The following is a 19977-nucleotide window of genomic DNA, read 5'->3' as shown; positions in this document are numbered from 1 at the left end:
CCGCCTTTTTGATTACACTGGGTCTTTCATATCCCATTTCACAGTCAGAACCACTTTATCGGCTCTCTTTTTCACTTGTTCATATGATTCGGCAATCTGATCATTCATCAATTGAATTTGTTCAGCGATAAAACCAGCCTCCAGCTGAAAGCAAGGTTCTTTCTGATGTTTAAGCCGGTTGGAAATGATCGGCCCTTCAAGTTCAAATTCAAGCTCCTGTTTTTTAGCGCTTACGTTGGTGAGGGTTCCCCAGCCCGCTTCTTCAAAGAAGGCCGGAAATTCCTCCCATGATTCAAGAGGAAACTTACGGGCGAGATGTTTTCCTGCCCAATACATCATGGAAGAGTAATCTTGGCCAAGCATATCTGGGAGAACGATCTCTCGTATTAGTTCGTAGGCATAGGCGTTCATTTCAATTTCTTTTAGGTTGTCAATAGATGCTTCAAATTTAGACTTCATATCTGTCTCCCCTCTCTCCTGCGTATATTATAGCTTAAACAGGGGGGAGGATTACAGAATGATCCTGTAATTCTTATGAAAAATTAAGCAAGAAATATATATTGATAAAATAAAATTTTTCAATCAACTAATCAATTCGGAAAATTATAATTTATGTACGCGTTTTCTTGACGCCCTTTTGAGGGAGGAGTAAAATGAAATTGTCAATAAATCTTAATAAAGTGCTTACAATTGAAAGAAGTGGGGGAAGAGATTTAGCACATTTCGCACTTATCAAACAGGGGGTAAAGTAATGTCTGGGAACAGAGAGTTTTATTTTCGAAGATTGCATTCCTTGCTTGGCGTCATACCGGTCGGCATCTTTCTTATTCAGCATTTAGTCGTCAACCAGTTTGCCGCAAGGGGCGCTGAAGCATTCAATAGCGCTGCTCATTTTATGGATAGTCTGCCTTTCAGGTATGCCTTGGAAATTTTTATTATCTTCTTACCATTAATTTATCATGCAGTTTATGGTGTGTACATAGCGTTTACTGCGAAAAATAACGCAGGTCAATACAGCTACATGAGAAACTGGCTATTCGTCCTGCAGCGTGTAACCGGTATCATCACCCTCATTTTCGTCAGCTGGCACGTGTGGGAAACCCGCATTGCCGCACAAATGGGCGCTGAGGTCAATTTCGACATGATGGCGAATATTTTGAGCTCTCCGGCTATGCTTGGTTTTTACATTGTCGGTGTTTTATCAACAATTTTCCACTTCTCGAACGGTTTATGGTCTTTCGCTGTTACATGGGGCATCACGGTAACGCCTCGTTCTCAAAGAATTTCGACATACGTTACGCTGATTATTTTTGTTGCACTGTCATACGTAGGCTTAAAAGCGATTTTCGCATTTGTTTAAGAGTACTAGATTACTAGAGGGAGAGGGGCTATCATGAGTCAATCAAGCATTATCGTAGTCGGCGGGGGTCTTGCCGGCCTCATGGCGACAATTAAAGCAGCGGAATCAGGAATGGCGGTTAAGTTGTTTTCCATCGTTCCTGTCAAACGTTCTCATTCGGTTTGTGCGCAAGGCGGCATAAACGGAGCGGTCAATACAAAAGGGGAAGGTGACTCTCCGTGGGAACATTTTGATGACACGGTATACGGGGGAGACTTTCTTGCCAACCAGCCGCCGGTCAAGGCGATGTGTGAAGCGGCGCCTTCAATCATCCACTTATTAGACCGGATGGGCGTCATGTTTAACCGGACGCCTGAAGGCCTGCTTGATTTCCGCCGATTCGGGGGTACACAGCACCACAGAACTGCTTATGCTGGTGCGACGACGGGACAGCAGCTGCTTTACGCACTGGACGAGCAAGTGCGCAGATACGAAGTTGCGGGTCTGGTCACAAAATACGAAGGCTGGGAATTCCTTGGCGCTGTTTTAGATGATGACAGAACCTGCCGTGGAATTGTTGCACAAAACCTGACAAACATGCAAATTGAATCCTTCCGTTCAGACGCTGTCATTATGGCGACGGGCGGACCGGGAATCATCTTTGGAAAATCAACGAACTCCATGATTAATACAGGATCTGCTGCATCAATCGTTTATCAGCAGGGAGCGTATTATGCAAACGGAGAATTCATTCAAATCCACCCGACAGCCATACCGGGCGATGACAAATTAAGACTGATGAGTGAATCAGCGCGTGGTGAAGGCGGTCGCGTGTGGACATATAAAGACGGCAAACCATGGTATTTCCTAGAGGAAAAATATCCGGCATACGGAAACCTGGTGCCGCGTGATATTGCGACACGCGAAATATTTGATGTGTGTGTGAACCAGAAGCTCGGCATTAACGGTGAAAACATGGTATATCTCGATCTGTCTCATAAAGATCCGAAAGAGCTTGATATTAAGCTTGGCGGCATCATTGAGATTTATGAGAAATTCATGGGAGACGACCCGCGTAAGCTCCCAATGAAAATCTTCCCGGCGGTCCATTATTCTATGGGCGGTTTATGGGTGGATTACGATCAAATGACAAATATCCCTGGACTGTTTGCGGCTGGGGAATGTGATTATTCTATGCACGGCGGCAACCGCTTGGGAGCGAACTCCTTGCTGTCTGCGATTTACGGAGGCATGGTGGCCGGACCGAATGCGGTGAAATATGTAAACGGCTTAGAATCTTCAGCGGAAGACATGTCTTCATCATTATTCGACGCTCACGTTAAGAAAGAAGAAGAAAAATGGGCTGATATTATGAGTATGGACGGAACCGAAAATGCCTATGTTCTTCACAAAGAGCTCGGTGAGTGGATGACGGCGAACGTAACGGTTGTCCGCCATAATGACAAGCTTTTGAAAACGGATGACAAAATTCAGGAGTTAATGGAGCGCTTCAAAAAGATCAACATCAATGATACGACAAAATGGAGCAACCAGGGAGCGATGTTCACACGCCAGTTCTCAAACATGCTTCAGCTTGCTAGGGTGATTACCCTTGGCGCATACAACCGTAATGAAAGCCGGGGCGCCCATTATAAACCGGATTATCCTGAACGTAATGATGACGAATGGCTCAAAACAACAATGGCTAAACATGTAAGCCCGTATGAAGCGCCGGAATTTGAGTATCAGGATGTCGATGTATCACTGATAACGCCTCGGAAACGGGATTACTCGAAGAAGAAGGTGGCGAAATAATATGAGTGAACAAAAAACCATACGATTTATTATCACACGTCAAGATACAGCCGACAGCACGCCTTACGATGAAGAATTTGAGATTCCATACCGCCCGAATCTGAACGTCATTTCCGCTCTGATGGAAATCCGCCGGAATCCGGTTAATGTCAAAGGTGAGAAGACAACCCCTGTCACATGGGATATGAACTGTCTTGAGGAAGTATGCGGCGCATGTTCAATGGTCATAAACGGAAAACCCCGCCAGTCTTGTACGGCGCTTATCGACCAGCTTGAACAGCCGATCCGTTTAAAACCAATGAAAACATTCCCAGTCGTTCGTGATTTGCAGGTTGATCGCAGCAGAATGTTTGATTCATTGAAAAAAGTTAAAGCATGGATACCGATTGACGGTACGTACGATTTAGGACCGGGGCCGAGAATGCCGGAAAAACGCCGTCAATGGGCATATGAATTATCAAAATGCATGACATGCGGCGTCTGCCTCGAAGCTTGCCCGAATGTGAACAGCAAATCGAAGTTCATGGGGCCTGCACCGATGTCGCAAGTCCGCCTGTTTAACGCACATCCGACAGGCGCCATGAATAAATCTGAACGATTAGAAGCATTAATGGATGAAGGCGGCCTTGCAGATTGCGGCAACTCGCAAAACTGTGTTCAATCCTGTCCGAAGGGGATTCCGCTTACCACTTCGATTGCAGCCTTGAATAGAGATACAAACTTACAAGCGTTCCGCAATTTCTTCGGAAGCGACAGAGTATAAGAAGAAAAAACCTCTTCCGCATGGGAGAGGTTTTTTTAAACAATAAGGAGATGAAAGAAGATGAAGCTTCCCGCTTATATTGATATGCCGTTTCAAGAATGGAAAACATCCTTTTCTTTTTTCAATGAGGTATCCGTAAGATTTTCCGAGACAGACATGTTTGGGCATATGAATAATGTAACCCCTTTTATATATTTTGAGGAGGCGCGGATTTCTTATTTTAAAAAGCTGAATATGATGAGTGAAAACAAACAGACCATGACAGTCGTGGCAAGCCAGCAATGCGATTATTTGCGCCAAGTCATGCCTTATGAAGAGTTGCGCATCTATGTGAAAACAAGCGCAGTCGGCAGTTCATCTCTTACCTTGCACTATCTCGGAGAGAACCGCGAAGGCGAGCCCTGCTTCACCGGGGCAGTCGTGATGGTTCAAGTCTCAAAGGATAGCGGCAAGGCTGTCAGCTGGACGGATGAGGAGAAAGAAACGCTTCTTCATACACGATAAACTAATTATCTTGTAAACGTCACCTCCTGTGCCCTTCTTACATATGATATCTCGACTATATCAAAACCCATTCGTTTCTGATTCGCTCTCACCTTAGCAAGGAGGGTTACAATACTTGAAGGAGAAAGAATTTCAATCGAAGCCGCTGCTAACGAAAAGAGAAAGAGAAGTGTTCGAATTGCTCGTTCAAGATAAGACAACAAAGGAGATTGCAAGCGAGCTATTTATCAGTGAGAAAACCGTTCGAAACCATATTTCAAATGCCATGCAGAAATTGGGTGTGAAAGGGCGTTCGCAAGCCGTTGTTGAGCTTCTTAGAATGGGTGAGCTAGAGCTTTAATCCTTGCCGGTATTCCTTCTTTTAGGAAGGAGCCGGTTATTGCTGTTTGTTTGAAACATTCGAAATCATTTTTGGAATGCTTTGCAAAACGTAGGCAAGTCATAAAATAAATTTTATTTCTTGATGTTGTTTGACTAAAGTCCTCTATTTCTCTCCTGCGAGTCTTGCATTTTCTTCAAAAAAGAAGGAAAATAGACACGGAACGCTTTTGTGCGTAAGAGATCCTTGAGTGAGGGATGGACAAATGACATCAAAACCTTTGGAGCATGTTGCGGATATTGAAAAGTCACTCCGCCACATTGCCGCGATCATTAAGCAAAAAGGACGAGAAATCCTTAATCAATATGCGATTACGCCGCCGCAATTTGTCGGCTTGCAATGGCTTTATGAATTAGGAGATATGACAATCGGTGAATTATCGGGCAAAATGTATCTGGCATGCAGCACGACAACGGACTTAATCGACCGCATGCAAAAAAATGAGCTTGTTGAGCGGGTCAAGGACCCGGCGGACAGACGTGTTGTCCGGATACATCTGCTGCCTGAAGGAGAACGGATTATCCAAGAGGTCATTACAAAAAGACAGGAATATCTGCGTGATATGTTCGAATCGTTTACAGATGAAGAAATAGCCATCTTCGAAAAATCTTTGATGAAACTGCAGCATGAAATGAAGAGAAAATGAGGCGATTTTGTTGGAACAACCAATAGGAGTCATTGATTCCGGGGTTGGCGGTTTAACCGTTGCGAAGGAAATCATGAGACAGCTACCTAAAGAAAATATTATCTACGTCGGGGATACGAAACGGTGTCCTTATGGGCCGCGCCCTGAAGAAGAGGTGCTTCAATATACGTGGGAGCTGACGAATTATTTACTCGAAAACCACCACATCAAAATGCTGGTGATCGCCTGTAATACAGCAACAGCGATCGCATTGGATGACATCCAGCGAAGCGTCGGTATACCGGTGGTCGGAGTGATCCAGCCTGGTGCGAGAGCAGCGATAAAAGTGACGGATAATCAGCATATCGGTGTCATCGGCACAGAGAATACGATTAAGAGCAATGCATACGAAGAGGCGCTTTTGGCATTAAACCCTGATCTGAAGGTTGAAAACCTTGCCTGCCCGCTGCTTGTGCCTTTTGTGGAAAGCGGGAAGTTTCTCGACAAAACAGCAGACGAGATTGTCAAAACCTCGCTGTATCCGTTAAAAGATACATCGATTGATTCGCTGATTTTAGGCTGCACCCACTATCCCATTTTGAAAGAAGCCATTCAAAGATATATGGGAGAACACGTGAACATTATTTCGTCCGGCGATGAAACAGCCCGGGAAGTCAGCACGATTCTCTCGTATAAAGGGCTGCTGAACCAGTCTGCGAATGCCCCTGATCATCAGTTCTTGACAACAGGAGCGCGTGATCAGTTTGCGAAAATCGCAGACGATTGGTTTGGCCATGAGGTGGGCCATGTGGAATGCATCTCACTGCAAGAACCGATTAGAAGATAGTTTTCCCCGCAACGGTATGTTGCGGGTTTTTTTCTGTTTTGCCGGAATTCTTCGGTCTATTTCCTAAAGAGGCTCGTATACATAATAGTACAAACATCCTTAGGAGGGAAAAGTATGCTGAAAAAAGGACCTGCAGTCATTGGTGCCACTTGTCTCACCTCTGCCTTGCTTTTATCCGGATGCGGTTTGTTTCAATCTGATAAGGCAGCCGAGGAAATTGATCCGCCTCAAGACGTTACATTCGTGAACGATGAAGCGGGTGCCAATTCAAATACAACAGCAGCCAAAAAAACAGAAAGTGAAAAAAGCGATACCGCAAAAGCAGATCAAGCCTCATCTACTGTCATGAGGGAGCTTTATCTCATTGATAAAAACGGGTATGTTGTTGCGCAAACGCTGCCTCTCCCTAAAAGTGAGAGCACGGCTAAGCAGGCGCTTGAATACCTTGTACAGGGCGGGCCTGTGTCTGAAATTCTTCCGAATGGCTTCAGAGCTGTATTGCCGGCTGACACCACCGTTAACGTTGACATCAAAAAAGATGGAACCGCGATAGCTGATTTCTCTAATGAGTTCAAAAATTATAAGAAAGAAGACGAACAGAAAATCGTTCAGTCTGTGACGTGGACGCTGACGCAATTTAGTTCGATAGATAAAGTGAAGCTGAGAATAAACGGGCATGAACTGAAGGAGATGCCTGTAGGAGGGACGCCGATCTCAGATGATTTAAGCCGCAAAGACGGCATTAATTTGGAAACAGCCGGTGTAAATGATCTCACTGCTACCCATCCGCTGACAGTCTACTACTTGGCGGAAAACGAAGACAGTGAATACTACGTGCCGGTGACCAAACGAATCGACAATTCGGAAAAAGACGACATCACGGCAGCCATCAATGAATTGGCTAAAGGGCCAAGCAAGGTGAGCGGGCTGTTAACAGACTTCAGTGAAGATGTAAAGCTGGTCAGCAAACCGAAAATCAAAGACGGGCGCGTGACGTTGGATTTCAATCAATCTATATTCGGCAGCGCCGATGAGAAGACGAAAATGATTTCTTCAGAAGTGCTGAACAGCATTGTGCTCACGTTAACGGAGCAGCCGGATATAAAAGGCGTGTCTGTTAAAGTGAACGGAAAATCAGAGCTGGTAAATGAAAAAGGCGAAAAGCTCACAGAACCGGTCTCCAGACCATCTCAAGTGAATACGGGTAGTTTTTAAATTGGGATTTTTGATATACTAGAAAGAAAGAGGTTAGCGTTCCGGCTGCCTCTTTCTTTATTCAATTCCGGGACAAAAATGGTTTATGTACATACAATCGGAGGTAAAACATGAGACATGACGGAAGACAACACGATGAGCTGCGTCCAATCACATTCGATTTGGATTTTATCAGCCATCCGGAAGGTTCTGTTCTAATAACAGCAGGGAATACAAAGGTAATCTGCAACGCGTCTGTTGAGGACCGCGTACCGCCGTTTTTGCGGGGCGGAGGGAAAGGCTGGATTACAGCAGAGTACAGCATGCTGCCGCGGGCAACAAACCAAAGAACAATCAGAGAATCTTCTAAGGGGAAAATTTCCGGCAGAACAATGGAGATCCAACGCCTGATCGGCCGCGCGCTTCGAGCTGTTGTAGATCTGGAAAAGCTCGGTGAACGGACGATTTGGATTGACTGTGATGTCATTCAAGCTGATGGAGGAACTAGAACAGCTTCCATCACAGGCGCATTTCTTGCTATGGCGATTGCGATTGGCAAGCTGATCAAAGCAGGAACAATCAAGACAAATCCGATCACTGATTTTCTTGCTGCAATCTCTGTTGGAATTGATAAGGAACAGGGAATTTTGTTAGATTTAAATTATGAAGAAGATTCCTCCGCTGAAGTTGACATGAATGTCATCATGACAGGCAGCGGCCGTTTTGTGGAACTGCAGGGAACCGGGGAAGAGGCGACTTTTTCAAGAGAGGATCTGAACGGTCTTCTGGGTCTTGCAGAAAAAGGAATTCAAGAGCTGATTGACAAGCAAAAAGAAGTGCTGGGTGATTCTCTGCCAGAACTGAAATAAAGACAGAAAGGCTTGATCATCATGAAAGAAGCAATTATTGCAACACATAATCCGGGAAAAGTGAAGGAATTCAAAGAAATTCTTGAGCCAAGAGGCTATGATGTCAAATCTTTAGCTGAAATTGGATTCACAGAAGAAATTGAAGAAACAGGCCATACATTTGAAGAAAATGCCATTCTGAAAGCGGAAGCTGTTGCCAAAGCAGTGAACAAAATGGTAATTGCGGACGACTCCGGTCTATCCATCGATAATCTTGGCGGCAGACCCGGGGTTTATTCAGCCCGCTATGCAGGGGAACAGAAAGACGACCAGGCAAATATCGAAAAAGTGCTCAGCGAGCTGAAAGGTATCGAAAAAGAACAGCGCACCGCCCGTTTCCGCTGCGCACTGGCCGTGAGTATTCCCGGAGAGGAAACAAAAACAGTCGAAGGCCATGTTGAAGGGTATATTGCTGAAGAACCGAGAGGAGAATATGGCTTTGGCTATGACCCAATTTTTATCGTGAAAGATAAAGATAAGACAATGGCTGAACTGACAAGTGATGAAAAAAATAAAATCAGCCATAGGGCTGACGCGCTTAAAAAGCTGTCTAAGCTTTTGGAGGCATAAGGAGGAAGCTTGTACATGAACGTGCTGATTATCAGTGACAGCCATGGGCTTGAAGAAGAACTCCAAACCATTGCGAAACGGCATGAGGCAGAAGTTGATCTCATGATTCATTGCGGGGACTCTGAGCTTGAAACGAGGCATCCTGCATTGGAGCCTTATGCGGTTGTAAAAGGCAATTGCGATTTTGCCGGCGATTTTAAGGACGAGCTTCTTCTGACTGCCGGCTCAAGAAAAATACTGGTCACACACGGCCACCTTCACGGTATAAAACAGACCTTGTTAAGCGTATACTATCGTGCAGAGGAGCTCGGAGCGGATGTTATCTGCTTCGGGCATTCGCACATCGCGGGCAGCGAAGTGCTGCGCGGAAAACTGATGATTAACCCAGGCAGCATCCGGCTTCCGAGGGTGCGCAGGACAGAAAGCTATGCTATACTGACATTAGAAAATGATGCTGCGTCAGTCCGTTTTTACGACCAAGCAGGCAATGAAATTGAGGATCTGCAAAATCGAGTCACACTATGAAAATGTCATGAGGAAGAAAATTTTCTTCCTCATGAAAAAAATTCTAAAAAACCGTTGACTTATTATTGCATCCCATATATAATAAATCTTGTCGCTGATAGTTAAAGCGAAAAACAAAAAACAAAACGTGTCCCAGTAGCTCAGCTGGATAGAGCAACGGCCTTCTAAGCCGTCGGTCGGGAGTTCGAATCTCTCCTGGGACGTACCAAAAGAAAAACCTCAAATCCTAATTGGATTTGAGGTTTTTTGTTGTCGGTCTATGATTTTCATTTGTTATTTAACGGATCATCATCCAAGCCGTCAACTTTTCCTTCTTTATTCAGACGAGGTTCTTCTTTTTTCACAGTTTCAGAAATATGTTCATTTTCTTCAACAGTGCGTTTGCCGACAACCACTTCATCAGTGACAACCGGTTTTTTAGTCACTTCCAGCTTTTCCTCAACGATTGGAACTCTGATCTCTTCCGAATCGTTGACGGGAGCAGCGTCCGTTTTATTTTCATCCACTGGACGACGTTCGACATAAATTTCATCATGTCTCACCGGGATGTCCATATCTCTTTTTTCTGTTTTCACTTCTTTTCCTATTTCTACTTCGCCGGTTTGAACGTCTTCCTTATCGACTTTCAGCTGTTCTTCTCGGAGCGGCATCGTTTTTTCTTCTTTCGTTGTATAATCCGCCATTTCATTTGTGCTTGAAAAGCCGCCTGAAAGGGCATTGCCGTTATCAATAGGAGCATTTACATCTGCATCTGTATCGACGGCTACCAGAAGTTTTCCGTCATCCAAATCTTCTTGATACTTGTCTATTTCATCAGTTTTAATATCCAAATCGGATAATGCTTTGCTGTGTGTAGCAGTATCATCCATTGTGAAATAATCTTTCAGTTTATCGAAAAAAGATTCAGATTCGTCCTGATGTGCATCGATAGCTTGATTGACTTCTGTTCCTGTACGTGACTCCAAATAATCTGTATCTCGCCGGCTTGTCACAACAGAAATGTCATCAGAATCATAGCCTTTTGTGAGTAAGCCTTCAATCGCTGCGATGGTTTCCTGCGGGGTATCGTATACACCAACTATGCTTTTCATATCAATCTCCTCCTTTATGAATTTGCATGATATCGTTCATGTGGTTTGTAATTCCCGCTGTTCTTTGAATTAAACAAAATTGAAAACATCCGAGTTTTTTAGAGAAAACTTTAATTGGAATTTCCTGAAAAATGAATATACAGGAAAAGATATGAAAAAATTCATAGTCATGCCGATATTTGTTATGTGAAACAATTAAATAAAGGAGTGTTTTCTTTTGAAAAAATGGTTCGTTGTTTTTTTCTTATTCGTTATTACGCTGTTTCAATCGCTCCAAACAGTTAGCGCGGAAACAGTTGAATGGAAAGAAAGAGCAGATTTGCCTGAGCCGCGTGTCGGTGCAAGCAGCGGTGTAGTAGATGGAAAGATATATGTGATAGGTGGAGGAACTGTAAAACCTGGTACTTATGGGAATCAAACGTTTGTCTATGATCCTAAAACAAATGAATGGACAAGAAAAGCCGACATGCCCACGGCGAGGGGGGGAGCTGCATCAGTTACTGTAGATGGGAAAATTTATGTCTTGGGCGGAATGTCAAACGATGGAGCTGTCAACACAATAGAAGTATATGATCCAAAAAAAGACATGTGGGAAAAATTAGATGATCTTCCTTTTGAAAGAAAGGTTCCAGCCTATCAAATATACGCTGAAGTTATAGGAAAGAAAATTTACGTGGTAGGCTTCGAAAATAGGTTTGATGGAACCACTTACAGTTATGATCTAGAAACGAAGAAATGGGAGAAAAAACAGACATTAAAAAATTATGAAGTAACTGGAGCTTCTACAGCAGTGATTGATAATAAACTATATTTACTTGGCGGAACGCATTATATTCCCCAAATCGTTTATGTTTATGATCCAGAAAAAGATACGTGGGTAAAAAATGGTACCGGATTCACAGCAGGGTATTATTCTGCGCTTGCTTACAAAGGAAAAATTCTGATGACTGGAGGTGTAAACCGAATTAAGGTGTACGATCCTAAAAGTCAATCAGCTACAGCAGTGACAAATCCGAAAGCACTATACAGAATGGCGCATTCTTCTGCCATTATTGATGATACGCTTTACGTCATCGGTGGAAGGGAGGAGACATCAAGTTTTGTTGGTGGATATGCAAATGCTAAAATTAAATCAGTTATATCTATTTCGTTAAAAGATTTAAACATACCATCCGATTCAGAGGAAACTCCGGGAGATAAGGATAAAGGATCAACAACCCCTTCTGAAGGCAATTCAGGAGATAAGGACAAAGGATCAACAACCCCTTCTGAGGATAACTCAGCAGAAGACGGAGACGCCCTTCTTGTTGTCACCATGGTAAACGGTTTGCAAAAAGAATATCAGCTGTCTATGAAAGAAGTGAACGGATTCCTCAAATGGTACAAGCAGCGTGATGCCGGAGAGGGACCAGGCTTTTATGAAATAGATGAGCATGACAACAACAAAGGGCCTTTTGAGAGTAAAAAGGATTATGTTGTGTTTAAAAACATCTTGATGTACGAAGTAAATAAATATAAATAAACCACCCAAAAACCATCCAATGCAATGCTGGATGGTTTTTGTTGACTTACTCTATTAAATTTTAGAAGGGAAAACGGTAAGAGATAGACAGACCTTCCTCTGTACTTATCTATCCTTATAAAGCCGTCTCACAATTCCTTCGTCATAAACACACTGTTTGGATCTTCAACATAGTCTGCAAACGGTTCACAGTACTGAAAATCGAAGCTTTCATACAACTTTCTTGCCGGCTCAAATGAAGCCATTGAACCCGTTTCTAAGCTTAACCGCTCATAGCCTCGCTTTCCAGCTTCTTCAATGATATGCTGGAGAATTTGTTTGGCAACGCCTTTTCTTAAATGTGATGCAGATGTTCGCATTGATTTGATTTCTCCGTGCCGGCTGTCCAGTTCTTTTAGCGCTCCGCAACCGGCTAGTTCATCACCCTCCCATGCACTCCAAAATGTTATTCCAGGCCCTCTTAGTTTCTCTAAACCTAAGGCATGGATGCTTTCCGGCGGGGACATAAGCGTCATGCTATGTAAATGCTCATTCACCAGTGAAACCACCTGATGACCGGTTAAATCATCTAGTTTTATATACATTTTATTCCTCCTCAAACATTCATCTTAATCATATTCGATCCTGTTTCCAACTATAAAGACAGATAATCTGACAGTATTGAAGCCTTTTTGGAATGTATGAGCTTCAAAAGATGCTTGAAAGCAAAAAAGAGGCCGAAATCGTGTTCGGCCCTTGCAGTTTTCTTTAATATCTAAAGCCTCCATGCACACCGGCTGTTCCGCTAAAACCGCCGACATGTGTCGCCGGAATACTGAACCCGCCGCTATGGCCGCTGAAGCCAGTGCCTGAAAATTGCTGCCCGAAAAAATCTGAAGTGTATGGATAAGAGGAGTACATAGCAGAGGGAGTGGTTAACGGGCTATATGCCTGGCTGAACGGCTGTCCGTATCCGTAGCCTCCAAATGGCTGATGGCTTTGCTGGTAAAAGGAAGGGACAGCAGGATAGTACTGCTGCGGAAAGCTCGGGAAGCTCGGAAAGCCTGCAGGGAATCCTTGCATGTCTGCTAATGATTTATTCATCGTATCACCTTTTCTTTGCAAGATACCATTAATGTATGCCGGGGAATAATAGGGGTGCCTATCCGAAATTGAAATGGATTGCAAGATGATCTGTCAGACTCAATCCATATACGAACCATAGCGTGTTATAAAATCTTACATGTTTATATAAAATTAAATAATTCTGGTGTATTCTTGATAGATTAATAAAAAAATTATAAAAACTTTTAACATTTGCAATTCCTTTTGTACCAATAATGAAAGCGTATACAATATAGATTGATTAATCAAAATTGTCTAATAATTTTAAAAAATGCTGTTGACACTGCGTCCAAAGCGGCGTAATATGAGTTCAACAAAAGATAAACGCAAGCTTCACAAGCGAAAATCATCGCAATATGATTCTAAAAAAATGAAAAACAAACGACCTTCTTGAACAGCTGGAAAGCCGTTCCGAAGGCTGAATATGAAAAGCGCAGATGAGGATAAGTAGCCTTGAAAAAGCTTTCCACAGAGAACCGGGTTAGCTGAGAACCGGCGAAGCTTTACAAGGTGAACTCGCCTCAGAGTGCCAGTCTGAAATGACAGTAGGACTTGGCCGGGTGAACTTGATTCACTCGTTACTAAAGCGGATAGAAATATCCATGAGACGGCCGATTAACAGGCCGTAAACAAGGGTGGTACCGCGGAAAGAAAAGCCTTTTCGCCCCTTTTAGCTATCGCATATACTGCGCGGCTGATTGTGGGCGGAAAGGCTTTTTTTATTGAATAATCAGCTATAAAGCTAATAAAAGATTGATCTTTAGAGGATGAAAATCCAAAAGGAGGAACTAAAATGGGGACTAATGTACAGGTGGATTCAGCATCTGCCAAATGTACACAGACGATGAGCGGAGCATTAATGCTGATTGAATCATTAAAAAAAGAGAAAGTAGAAATGATCTTCGGTTATCCGGGCGGGGCTGTGCTTCCGATTTACGATAAGCTATACAATTCAGGGTTGGTACATATCCTTCCCCGTCACGAACAAGGCGCAATTCATGCAGCGGAGGGATACGCAAGAGTCTCCGGAAAACCGGGTGTCGTCATTGCCACGTCAGGACCGGGAGCGACAAACCTTGTTACAGGCCTTGCTGATGCCATGATTGATTCATTGCCGTTAGTCGTCTTTACAGGGCAGGTAGCAACCTCTGTAATCGGGAGCGATGCATTTCAGGAAGCGGACATTTTAGGGATTACGATGCCAGTAACAAAACACAGCTACCAGGTTCGCCAGCCGGAAGATCTGCCGCGCATCATTAAAGAAGCGTTCCATATTGCAACAACTGGAAGACCCGGACCTGTATTGATTGATATTCCGAAAGATGTAGCAACAATTGAAGGAGAATTCAGCTACGATCATGAGATGAATCTCCCGGGATACCAGCCGACAACAGAGCCGAATTATTTGCAGATCCGCAAGCTTGTGGAAGCCGTGAGCAGTGCGAAAAAACCGGTGATCCTGGCGGGTGCGGGCGTACTGCACGGAAAAGCGTCAGAAGAATTAAAAAATTATGCTGAACAGCAGCAAATCCCTGTGGCACACACCCTTTTGGGACTCGGAGGCTTCCCGGCTGACCATCCGCTTTTCCTGGGGATGGCGGGGATGCACGGTACTTATACAGCCAATATGGCCCTTCATGAATGTGATCTATTAATCAGTATCGGCGCCCGTTTTGATGACCGTGTCACAGGAAACCTGAAACACTTTGCCAGAAACGCAAAGATTGCTCACATCGATATTGATCCAGCTGAAATCGGTAAAATCATGAAAACACAGATTCCTGTAGTCGGAGACAGCAAAATTGTCCTGCAGGAGCTGATCAAACAAGACGGCAAACAAAGCGATTCAAGCGAATGGAAAAAACAGCTCGCCGAATGGAAAGAAGAGTATCCGCTCTGGTATGTAGATAATGAAGAAGAAGGTTTTAAACCTCAGAAATTGATTGAATATATTCATCAATTTACAAAAGGAGAGGCCATTGTCGCAACGGATGTAGGCCAGCATCAAATGTGGTCAGCGCAATTTTATCCGTTCCAAAAAGCAGATAAATGGGTCACGTCAGGCGGACTTGGAACGATGGGATTCGGTCTTCCGGCGGCGATCGGCGCACAGCTGGCCGAAAAAGATGCTACTGTTGTCGCGGTTGTCGGAGACGGCGGTTTCCAAATGACGCTTCAAGAACTCGATGTTATTCGCGAATTAAATCTTCCGGTCAAGGTAGTGATTTTAAATAACGCTTGTCTCGGAATGGTCAGACAGTGGCAGGAAATTTTCTATGAAGAACGTTATTCAGAATCTAAATTCGCTTCTCAGCCTGACTTCGTTAAATTGTCCGAAGCATACGGCATTAAAGGCATCAGAATTTCATCAGAAGCGGAAGCAAAGGTAAAGCTGGAAGAGGCATTAACATCAAGAGAACCTGTTGTCATTGACGTGCGGGTTGCCAGCGAAGAAAAAGTATTCCCGATGGTGGCTCCGGGGAAAGGGCTGCATGAAATGGTGGGGGTGAAACCTTGAAAAGAATTATCACATTGACTGTGGTGAACCGCTCCGGAGTGTTAAACCGGATCACCGGTCTATTCACAAAAAGGCATTACAACATTGAAAGCATTACAGTTGGACACACAGAAACAGCCGGCGTTTCCAGAATCACCTTCGTCGTTCACGTTGAAGGAGAAAATGATGTTGAACAGTTAACGAAACAGCTCAACAAACAGATTGATGTGCTGAAAGTCACAGACATCACAAATCAATCGATTGTCCAGAGGGAGCTGGCCTTAATCAAGGTTGTCTCCGCGCCTTCAACGAGAACAGAGATTAATGGAATCATAGAACCGTTTAGAGCCTCTGTCGTTGATGTCAGCAGAGACAGCATCGTTGTTCAGGTGACAGGTGAATCTAACAAAATTGAAGCGCTTATTGAGTTATTGAAACCTTATGGCATTAAAGAAATCGCGAGAACAGGTACAACGGCTTTTGCGAGGGGTACCCAGCAAAAGGCGTCATCCAATAAAACAATATCTATTGTATAAAACATAACAAGGGAGAGATTGAAATGGTAAAAGTATATTATAACGGTGATATCAAAGAGAACGTATTGGCTGGAAAAACAGTAGCGGTTATCGGGTACGGTTCGCAAGGCCACGCACATGCTCTGAACCTTAAAGAAAGCGGAGTAGACGTGATCGTCGGTGTTAGACAAGGAAAATCTTTCACTCAAGCCCAAGAAGACGGACATAAAGTATTTTCAGTAAAAGAAGCGGCAGCCCAAGCCGAAATCATCATGGTTCTGCTTCCGGATGAGCAGCAGCAAAAAGTCTACGAAGCTGAAATCAAAGATGAATTGACAGCAGGAAAATCATTAGTATTCGCTCATGGATTTAACGTGCATTTCCATCAAATTGTTCCTCCGGCGGATGTAGATGTATTCTTAGTGGCCCCTAAAGGCCCGGGACACTTGGTAAGAAGAACATATGAGCAAGGAGCTGGCGTACCTGCATTGTTCGCAATCTATCAAGATGTGACTGGAGAAGCAAGAGACAAAGCCCTCGCTTATGCTAAAGGAATCGGCGGCGCAAGAGCGGGCGTATTAGAAACGACATTTAAAGAAGAAACAGAAACAGATTTGTTCGGTGAGCAAGCAGTTCTTTGCGGCGGATTAAGCGCGCTTGTCAAAGCCGGATTTGAAACATTAACTGAAGCAGGTTATCAGCCTGAACTTGCATACTTCGAGTGCCTTCATGAGCTGAAATTAATCGTAGACCTTATGTACGAAGAAGGACTTGCAGGAATGAGATATTCAATCTCTGACACAGCACAGTGGGGAGATTTCGTATCAGGCCCTCGCGTTGTGGACGCTAAAGTAAAAGAATCTATGAAAGAAGTATTAAAAGATATCCAAAACGGAACATTCGCAAAAGAGTGGATCGTCGAAAACCAAGTAAACCGTCCTCGTTTCAACGCTATCAATGCAAGCGAGAACGAACATCAAATCGAAGTAGTGGGAAGAAAGCTTCGTGAAATGATGCCGTTTGTGAAACAAGGCAAGAAGAAGGAAGCGGTGGTCTCCGTTGCGCAAAATTAATTTTTTCGATACGACGCTTCGTGATGGTGAACAGTCCCCTGGAGTGAACTTAAATACACAGGAGAAACTTGCCATAGCTAAGCAGCTCGAAAGACTCGGGGCAGATATCATTGAAGCGGGATTTCCCGCTTCGTCCCGAGGTGACTTTTTAGCTGTTCAGGAAATCGCAAGAACCATTAAAAATTGTTCAGTAACTGGTCTGGCCCGTTGTGTAAAAGGTGATATTGATGCTGCTTGGGAAGCGTTAAAAGAAGGTTCTCACCCGAGAATTCATGTTTTTATCGCCACATCGGACATTCATTTGAAGCACAAGCTGAAAATGACACGTGAGCAAGTCATTGAAAGAGCGGTTGAAATGGTGACATACGCAAAAGAACGTTTTCCGATTGTGCAATGGTCAGCGGAAGATGCCTGCCGCACTGAACTGCCGTTTCTAGCAGAAATCGTCGAAAAAGTGATTGACGCAGGCGCCAGTGTTATCAATCTTCCGGACACTGTCGGCTACCTGGCCCCGGCGGAATACGGAAATATCTTTAAATATATGAAGGAAAACGTTCCGAACATTCACAAAGCAAAGCTTTCAGCCCACTGTCATGATGATTTGGGAATGGCAGTCGCAAACTCTCTTGCTGCGATTGAAAATGGCGCTGATCAAATCGAATGCGCTGTGAACGGGATCGGTGAAAGAGCCGGAAATGCGGCACTAGAGGAAATTGCCGTAGCCCTCCATACCAGAAAAGATTTCTACCAAGTCGAAACAGGTATTACTCTGAACGAGATTAAGAGAACAAGTGATTTAGTAAGCAAACTGACAGGCATGGCTGTCCCGCGCAACAAAGCGGTTGTTGGAGATAATGCATTTGCTCATGAATCAGGCATCCATCAGGACGGCTTTTTAAAGGAAAAATCGACTTATGAAATTATTTCACCGGAGCTTGTCGGCGTAACCGCAGATGCGCTTGTCCTAGGTAAACATTCCGGACGCCACGCATTTAAAGACCGGCTGACTGCTTTAGGATTCCAATTTGACAGTGAAGAGATTAATAAATTCTTTATGATGTTCAAAGAGTTGACTGAGAAGAAAAAAGAAATCACTGATGAGGATCTTGTTTCTCTTATTTTAGAAGAAAAAGTAACAGATCGCAAGATTGGGTATGAATTTCTTTCTCTGCAAGTACATTACGGAACAAGTCAGGTCCCTACGGCTACTCTTTCTTTGAAAAATCAAGAAAACGCAGAGCTTATTCAGGAAGCTGCAACTGGAGCTGGAAGCGTGGAAGCAATCTACAATACGCTTGAGCGCTGCATCGATAAGGACGTGGAGCTCTTAGACTACCGCATTCAGTCTAACAGAAAAGGCGAAGATGCATTTGCCCAGGTGTATGTAAGAGTTTTGGTGAACGGAAAAGAATCGGCAGGGCGGGGCATAGCGCAAGACGTATTAGAAGCATCAGCGAAAGCCTATTTGAACGCAGTAAACCGTCAATTGGTTTTCCAGTCGAATATGAGCGGGTTGAAAAATCACACAGCTGTCGGATCATAAAAGAAAGGAGAACGGTTAACTTGAAGAAACGTATTGCTCTATTGCCCGGAGACGGGATCGGCCCTGAAGTATTAGAATCAGCGACAGACGTACTGAAAAGTGTTGCCGAACGCTTTAACCATGAATTTGAATTTGAATATGGCCTGATTGGAGGGGCGGCTATTGATGAACATCATAACCCCCTCCCGGAGGAAACCGTTGCTGCTTGTAAAAATGCAGACGCGATATTGCTTGGCGCTGTCGGCGGACCGAAATGGGATCAAAATCCTTCGGAACTGAGACCGGAAAAAGGGCTGCTCAGCATCAGAAAACAGCTTGATTTGTTTGCGAATTTGCGGCCTGTGAAGGTATTTGAAAGCCTTTCTGACGCTTCGCCTTTGAAAAAAGAATATATAGATAATGTTGATTTCGTTATCGTTCGTGAGCTCACAGGCGGCTTGTATTTCGGCCAGCCGAGCAAACGCTATGTAAACACTAAAGGTGAGCAGGAAGCAGTAGATACACTGTTTTATAAGCGAACGGAAATTGAACGAGTGATCAGAGAGGGCTTCAAAATGGCGGCAGCCAGAAAAGGCAAAGTGACCTCTGTAGATAAAGCGAATGTTCTTGAATCAAGCCGGCTGTGGCGTGAAGTGGCTGAGGACGTTGCACAAGAGTTTCCTGATGTGAAGCTTGAGCACATGCTTGTGGATAACGCGGCCATGCAGCTAATTTATGCACCGAATCAATTTGATGTCGTGGTGACTGAAAATATGTTCGGTGATATCTTAAGCGATGAAGCGTCCATGCTTACAGGCTCGCTCGGAATGCTCCCGTCAGCCAGCCTATCAAGCTCTGGTCTTCATCTGTTTGAACCTGTTCATGGCTCCGCGCCTGATATTGCCGGTAAAGGGATGGCAAATCCGTTCGCAGCCATATTGTCAGCGGCAATGCTTTTGAGAACTTCTTTCGGGCTTGAAGAGGAAGCGAAAGCTGTAGAAGATGCGGTAAACAAAGTCTTGGCTTCCGGAAAAAGAACAAGAGACTTGGCACGGGGTGAAGAGTTCAGCGGCACTCAGGCCATTACAGAGGAAGTTAAGGCGGCAATCATGAGTGAAAATACAATTTCTAATGTGTGACAGCTTACGTTAAGCGGTCTTAGCTCTAGGTAGAGGGAGGAAATA

Annotated in this window: 21 protein-coding genes, 1 tRNA gene and 1 other annotated feature; of the genes, 18 read left to right on the top strand and 4 right to left on the bottom strand. The window is 44.1% G+C overall.

Features of this window, described 5'->3' with window-relative positions; all coding sequences use genetic code 11:
- Positions 1 to 12: 12 nt before the first annotated feature.
- On the bottom strand, positions 13 to 459 hold the full coding sequence (locus NX903_RS13585) for a YslB family protein (protein ID WP_003222508.1): 447 nt from the start codon (positions 457 to 459) through the stop codon (positions 13 to 15).
- Between the two features lie 292 nt (positions 460 to 751).
- Here NX903_RS13585 and sdhC point away from each other — a divergent pair, with 292 nt between their 5' ends.
- From sdhC to NX903_RS13525, 12 genes are all read left to right on the top strand, one after another.
- On the top strand, positions 752 to 1360 hold the full coding sequence (gene sdhC, locus NX903_RS13580; protein ID WP_003222512.1) for a succinate dehydrogenase cytochrome B558: 609 nt from the start codon (positions 752 to 754) through the stop codon (positions 1358 to 1360).
- 33 nt (positions 1361 to 1393) lie between these two features.
- Complete coding sequence (gene sdhA / locus NX903_RS13575) at positions 1394 to 3154, top strand: succinate dehydrogenase flavoprotein subunit (protein ID WP_003229567.1); 1761 nt, start codon at positions 1394 to 1396, stop codon at positions 3152 to 3154.
- Between the two features lies 1 nt (position 3155).
- The gene (sdhB, locus tag NX903_RS13570; RefSeq protein ID WP_003229569.1) at positions 3156 to 3917 is read left to right on the top strand and encodes a succinate dehydrogenase iron-sulfur subunit; all 762 of its coding nucleotides are present in this window, start codon (positions 3156 to 3158) and stop codon (positions 3915 to 3917) included.
- A 60-nt stretch (positions 3918 to 3977) separates the two neighbouring features.
- Entirely contained in the window at positions 3978 to 4421 is a 444-nt protein-coding gene (locus tag NX903_RS13565; protein ID WP_086344170.1) for an acyl-CoA thioesterase, read from the top strand.
- Positions 4422 to 4536: 115 nt separating this feature from the next.
- Positions 4537 to 4761, top strand: a complete 225-nt coding sequence (gene gerE, locus NX903_RS13560) for a spore germination transcription factor GerE (protein WP_003184172.1) — start codon at positions 4537 to 4539, stop codon at positions 4759 to 4761.
- 244 nt (positions 4762 to 5005) lie between these two features.
- On the top strand, positions 5006 to 5446 hold the full coding sequence (locus NX903_RS13555; protein WP_003229573.1) for a MarR family winged helix-turn-helix transcriptional regulator: 441 nt from the start codon (positions 5006 to 5008) through the stop codon (positions 5444 to 5446).
- A gap of 7 nt (positions 5447 to 5453) precedes the next feature.
- The gene (gene racE, locus NX903_RS13550) at positions 5454 to 6272 is read left to right on the top strand and encodes a glutamate racemase (RefSeq protein WP_015251521.1); all 819 of its coding nucleotides are present in this window, start codon (positions 5454 to 5456) and stop codon (positions 6270 to 6272) included.
- A gap of 114 nt (positions 6273 to 6386) precedes the next feature.
- Entirely contained in the window at positions 6387 to 7487 is a 1101-nt protein-coding gene (gene gerM / locus NX903_RS13545; RefSeq protein WP_021480263.1) for a spore germination protein GerM, read from the top strand.
- Positions 7488 to 7597: 110 nt separating this feature from the next.
- Entirely contained in the window at positions 7598 to 8335 is a 738-nt protein-coding gene (rph, locus tag NX903_RS13540; RefSeq protein ID WP_003246039.1) for a ribonuclease PH, read from the top strand.
- Between the two features lie 12 nt (positions 8336 to 8347).
- Positions 8348 to 8944 (top strand): XTP/dITP diphosphatase, encoded by a 597-nt coding sequence (locus NX903_RS13535; RefSeq protein WP_015251523.1) that lies wholly within the window; start codon positions 8348 to 8350, stop codon positions 8942 to 8944.
- Between the two features lie 15 nt (positions 8945 to 8959).
- Entirely contained in the window at positions 8960 to 9469 is a 510-nt protein-coding gene (locus tag NX903_RS13530) for a metallophosphoesterase (RefSeq protein WP_086344169.1), read from the top strand.
- Positions 9470 to 9598: 129 nt separating this feature from the next.
- Positions 9599 to 9672: transfer RNA gene (locus NX903_RS13525), tRNA-Arg, on the top strand.
- A gap of 63 nt (positions 9673 to 9735) precedes the next feature.
- On the opposite strand, the gene NX903_RS13520 is transcribed toward NX903_RS13525, so the two are convergent.
- Positions 9736 to 10560, bottom strand: coding sequence for a YsnF/AvaK domain-containing protein (locus NX903_RS13520; RefSeq protein ID WP_086344168.1), 825 nt, complete (start codon positions 10558 to 10560; stop codon positions 9736 to 9738).
- Between the two features lie 217 nt (positions 10561 to 10777).
- Between NX903_RS13520 and NX903_RS13515 the strand changes: the two genes are divergently transcribed.
- Positions 10778 to 12082, top strand: a complete 1305-nt coding sequence (locus tag NX903_RS13515; RefSeq protein ID WP_144486731.1) for a Kelch repeat-containing protein — start codon at positions 10778 to 10780, stop codon at positions 12080 to 12082.
- Between the two features lie 128 nt (positions 12083 to 12210).
- On the opposite strand, the gene NX903_RS13510 is transcribed toward NX903_RS13515, so the two are convergent.
- Together NX903_RS13510 and cotQ are read right to left on the bottom strand one after the other, a co-directional pair.
- On the bottom strand, positions 12211 to 12666 hold the full coding sequence (locus NX903_RS13510) for a GNAT family N-acetyltransferase (protein WP_086344167.1): 456 nt from the start codon (positions 12664 to 12666) through the stop codon (positions 12211 to 12213).
- 163 nt (positions 12667 to 12829) lie between these two features.
- The gene (cotQ, locus tag NX903_RS13505) at positions 12830 to 13165 is read right to left on the bottom strand and encodes an inner spore coat protein CotQ (RefSeq protein WP_024572292.1); all 336 of its coding nucleotides are present in this window, start codon (positions 13163 to 13165) and stop codon (positions 12830 to 12832) included.
- 446 nt (positions 13166 to 13611) lie between these two features.
- Positions 13612 to 13858, top strand: a binding site (T-box leader).
- A gap of 121 nt (positions 13859 to 13979) precedes the next feature.
- On the opposite strand from cotQ, the gene ilvB reads away from it, so the two are divergent.
- The 5 genes from ilvB to leuB are packed head-to-tail and all read left to right on the top strand — an operon-like array spanning position 13980 to position 19932.
- Positions 13980 to 15704 carry an acetolactate synthase large subunit gene (gene ilvB / locus NX903_RS13500; protein ID WP_021480256.1) on the top strand — a complete coding sequence of 575 codons (1725 nt, stop codon included), beginning with the start codon at positions 13980 to 13982 and terminating at the stop codon, positions 15702 to 15704.
- On the top strand, positions 15701 to 16219 hold the full coding sequence (gene ilvN / locus NX903_RS13495) for an acetolactate synthase small subunit (RefSeq protein WP_004399096.1): 519 nt from the start codon (positions 15701 to 15703) through the stop codon (positions 16217 to 16219). Before ilvB ends, ilvN begins: the two co-directional genes overlap by 4 nt.
- A gap of 23 nt (positions 16220 to 16242) precedes the next feature.
- Positions 16243 to 17271 (top strand): ketol-acid reductoisomerase, encoded by a 1029-nt coding sequence (gene ilvC, locus NX903_RS13490; RefSeq protein WP_003222549.1) that lies wholly within the window; start codon positions 16243 to 16245, stop codon positions 17269 to 17271.
- Entirely contained in the window at positions 17258 to 18814 is a 1557-nt protein-coding gene (locus tag NX903_RS13485; RefSeq protein ID WP_086344165.1) for a 2-isopropylmalate synthase, read from the top strand. Before ilvC ends, NX903_RS13485 begins: the two co-directional genes overlap by 14 nt.
- Positions 18815 to 18834: 20 nt before the next feature.
- Positions 18835 to 19932 (top strand): 3-isopropylmalate dehydrogenase, encoded by a 1098-nt coding sequence (leuB, locus tag NX903_RS13480; RefSeq protein WP_086344164.1) that lies wholly within the window; start codon positions 18835 to 18837, stop codon positions 19930 to 19932.
- Positions 19933 to 19977: the final 45 nt, after the last annotated feature.

Origin of the sequence: Bacillus sp. FSL R5-0576 (assembly GCF_038004765.1) — a bacterium.
In the GTDB taxonomy this organism is placed as follows: domain Bacteria; phylum Bacillota; class Bacilli; order Bacillales; family Bacillaceae; genus Bacillus; species Bacillus subtilis.
This window is presented reverse-complemented; position numbering and strand designations above follow the sequence as displayed.

Coding starts and splice junctions, on each gene's coding strand:
- NX903_RS13585 (WP_003222508.1), bottom strand. CDS start 459: ATGAAGTCTAAATTTGAAGCATCTATTGACAACCTAAAAGAAATTGAA.
- sdhC (WP_003222512.1), top strand. CDS start 752: ATGTCTGGGAACAGAGAGTTTTATTTTCGAAGATTGCATTCCTTGCTT.
- sdhA (WP_003229567.1), top strand. CDS start 1,394: ATGAGTCAATCAAGCATTATCGTAGTCGGCGGGGGTCTTGCCGGCCTC.
- sdhB (WP_003229569.1), top strand. CDS start 3,156: ATGAGTGAACAAAAAACCATACGATTTATTATCACACGTCAAGATACA.
- NX903_RS13565 (WP_086344170.1), top strand. CDS start 3,978: ATGAAGCTTCCCGCTTATATTGATATGCCGTTTCAAGAATGGAAAACA.
- NX903_RS13555 (WP_003229573.1), top strand. CDS start 5,006: ATGACATCAAAACCTTTGGAGCATGTTGCGGATATTGAAAAGTCACTC.
- gerM (WP_021480263.1), top strand. CDS start 6,387: ATGCTGAAAAAAGGACCTGCAGTCATTGGTGCCACTTGTCTCACCTCT.
- rph (WP_003246039.1), top strand. CDS start 7,598: ATGAGACATGACGGAAGACAACACGATGAGCTGCGTCCAATCACATTC.
- NX903_RS13530 (WP_086344169.1), top strand. CDS start 8,960: ATGAACGTGCTGATTATCAGTGACAGCCATGGGCTTGAAGAAGAACTC.
- NX903_RS13520 (WP_086344168.1), bottom strand. CDS start 10,560: ATGAAAAGCATAGTTGGTGTATACGATACCCCGCAGGAAACCATCGCA.
- NX903_RS13510 (WP_086344167.1), bottom strand. CDS start 12,666: ATGTATATAAAACTAGATGATTTAACCGGTCATCAGGTGGTTTCACTG.
- cotQ (WP_024572292.1), bottom strand. CDS start 13,165: ATGAATAAATCATTAGCAGACATGCAAGGATTCCCTGCAGGCTTTCCG.
- ilvB (WP_021480256.1), top strand. CDS start 13,980: ATGGGGACTAATGTACAGGTGGATTCAGCATCTGCCAAATGTACACAG.
- ilvC (WP_003222549.1), top strand. CDS start 16,243: ATGGTAAAAGTATATTATAACGGTGATATCAAAGAGAACGTATTGGCT.